Below are 2,576 nucleotides of genomic sequence, written 5' to 3'. Positions count from 1 at the left end.
GGATTGAGGATGCCCTTCGGATCGAGCGCCTTCTTCAGCGTACGCATCAGTTCCATCTCGACGGGCGATTTCGTCGCGGCGATTTCGTCGCGCTTCATGCGGCCGACGCCGTGCTCGGCGCTGATCGAGCCGCCGAGATCGCGGACGATGGCGTGGACGATTTCGTTCATCGGCGTCCAGAGGGCGAGGAACGCCGCCTTGTCCATCGAAGGCGGCTGGCTCAGGTTGAAATGGATGTTACCGTCGCCGACATGGCCGAAGGGCACGGGGCGGATGCCGGGAAGCGCCGCCTCGACGGCCTTCGTCGCGCGGGCGATGAATTCGGCGACGACGGAGACGGGCACCGAGACGTCGTGCTTGATGCTGCCGCCTTCGAGCTTCTGCACATCGGACATGTTCTCGCGCAAGGCCCAGAAGGCGGCGCGTTGCGTCTCCGACGTCGCAATGGCGGCGTCCGTGAGGTGATCGCGCCCCATCGCGTCGGCGAGCAGCGCCTCGAGCGTTTCCGCGAGCGCGTCGCCGTCATTGCCCGATGAGAGCTCGATCAAAACATACCATGGCGACGGTGCGCGCAGCGGATCGACGGCGCCGGGAATATGCTTGACGACGAAATCGACGCCGATGCGCGGCACCAGCTCGAAGCCCGTGACGAGGCCGCCCGTCGCCGCATCGGCAAGGCGCAGGAGCCTGACCGCCGCATCGACGTCCCGCAGCGCGACGAAGGCCGTCGCCGTCGAGCGCGGACGCGGGAAGAGTTTCAGCACCGCGCCCGTGATGATGCCGAGCGTGCCTTCCGAGCCGAGGAAGAGCTGCTTCAGGTCGTAACCGGTGTTGTCCTTGCGCAGACCTTTAAGGCCGTTCCAGATGCGGCCGTCGGCGAGCACCACTTCGAGGCCGAGTACGAGGTCGCGCGCATTGCCATAATGGAGCACGGCGGTGCCGCCGGCATTGGTCGCGAGATTTCCGCCGATCTGGCAAGTGCCTTCAGAGGCGAGGCTCAGCGGGAAAAGGCGGTCGGCGTCTTCCGCCGCCGATTGCGCGGCCGCGAGCGTGACGCCGGCCTCGACCGTCAGCGTGTCGTTCTGCGCATCGAGCGCGAGGACGCGGTTCATGCGCGAGAGCGAGAGCAGGATTTCCTCGCCCGTCTCGAAGGGGACGCCGCCGCCGACGAGACCGGTATTGCCGCCTTGCGGGACGACTGGCGTGCCGGTCTCATGGGCGATGCGCATCAGGCGCGCGACGTCCTGCGTCGAAGCGGGGCGCAGGATCGCCGCCGCGCGGCCCTTGTAGAGGTCGCGGCGTTCGATGAGATAGGGCGCCATGTCGGCGACATCGTCGATGAAGCCTTTCGGGCCGACGATCTCCTTCATGCGGGCGAGGGTTTCGGGCGAGGGCATCAGATGCCTTCCCTGCGATGGGCGCGCGCGCCCTGATGGAGAAAACGCGGGCGGCCCGCCGCGTCGCGATCGAGGAAATGGTAGGTCATCGGCAATGTGTAGCCCGGCTGTGTGCCGACGAAAAGATCGACATCGACGGGTTTGAGCGCGACGTCGAAAGCGCCCTGCACCAATGCGCCTTCGGGCGTCGGTCTGTGGCGCGCGACGAGCGCGGGTCCTTCGGCGGCGATTTCGATGATGGCGGCGCCGCGCGCATAGGCGCCGAGGTAAGGCGCGGGATCGAGTTTCAGCGCTTCGTCCGGTACGGGCACATCCGGCGGCGCGACACCGGCCTGCGCGCCGAATATGTCGCGCATAAGGTCGTGCGCCAGCCCCTTGCCGTTGCCGCCATTGGTGAGGAGCGCGACGACGGTGCCGCTTGCCGGGTGATAACGCAGCCAGGCCGCCTGGCCGATGGTCGAGCCGTCATGGCCGAAGGTCTCGTAAACCCCGTCGTCATTCCAGTCCCACATGAAAGTGGCGAGGCCGATCGCGTCGATGTTCATGTGTCGCGGGCAGACGACATTCATCTCATGCATCGCCCTGACGCTCGCTTGCGAAAGGAGGCGGGTGCCGTTGGGCGCGACGCCATCTGCCATCAACATGCGGGCGAAGGCGACGACGTCGCGGGCGCGCGCCATCGGCATGGAGCCGGCGGGCGCATTCGATTGCGCGAGATAGGCGATGGGCGTGACGGCAAGCGCGCCGGGACTGCCGAGATGGCCGATGGCCGTCAGATGGCGCATTGCCTGCTCGGGCAAGGTCGAGAAGGCGGGCGTATCGAGCGGCTTTGCGATGCGGCGGCGGATCGCCTTGTCCCAGATTTCGCCGCCCGCGATTTCGATCAGGCGGCCGGCGATGACAAAGCCTGTGTTGCAATAGGAGAACATCGCGCCGGGCGCATGAAGCTGCTGCAATGTGCCGAGCATGTCGACGAAGCGCGCGACGCGGTCCTCGCCGCGTCCGGCATCCTTGAAGAAGTCGCCTTCGATGCCGCTCGTATGGTTGAGCAGATGGCGCAGCGTCAGCGTCGCGCTCGCCCTTTCGTCGGCGACGCGGAACTCCGGAAGCCAGCGGCGGATCGGCTCGTCGAGCGCGAGCTTTCCTTCCTCGACGAGCTGGAGGCAGAGCGCGGCGGTA

Annotated in this window: 2 protein-coding genes; both read right to left on the bottom strand. The window is 67.0% G+C overall.

Annotation, left to right across the window (positions count from 1 at the left end; all coding sequences use genetic code 11):
* The coding region (locus VMR03_RS16620) for an FAD-binding oxidoreductase (protein WP_325407187.1) at positions 1 to 1,397 on the bottom strand (1,397 nt) is incomplete at its 3' end.
* Positions 1,397 to 2,576, bottom strand: a 1,180-nt coding sequence (locus VMR03_RS16615) for a serine hydrolase domain-containing protein (RefSeq protein ID WP_325407185.1), incomplete at its 5' end; no start/stop codon positions are given. The genes VMR03_RS16615 and VMR03_RS16620, both read right to left, overlap by 1 nt.

The organism is Parvibaculum sp. (genome assembly GCF_035511255.1).
Lineage (GTDB): Bacteria > Pseudomonadota > Alphaproteobacteria > Parvibaculales > Parvibaculaceae > Parvibaculum.
This window is presented reverse-complemented; position numbering and strand designations above follow the sequence as displayed.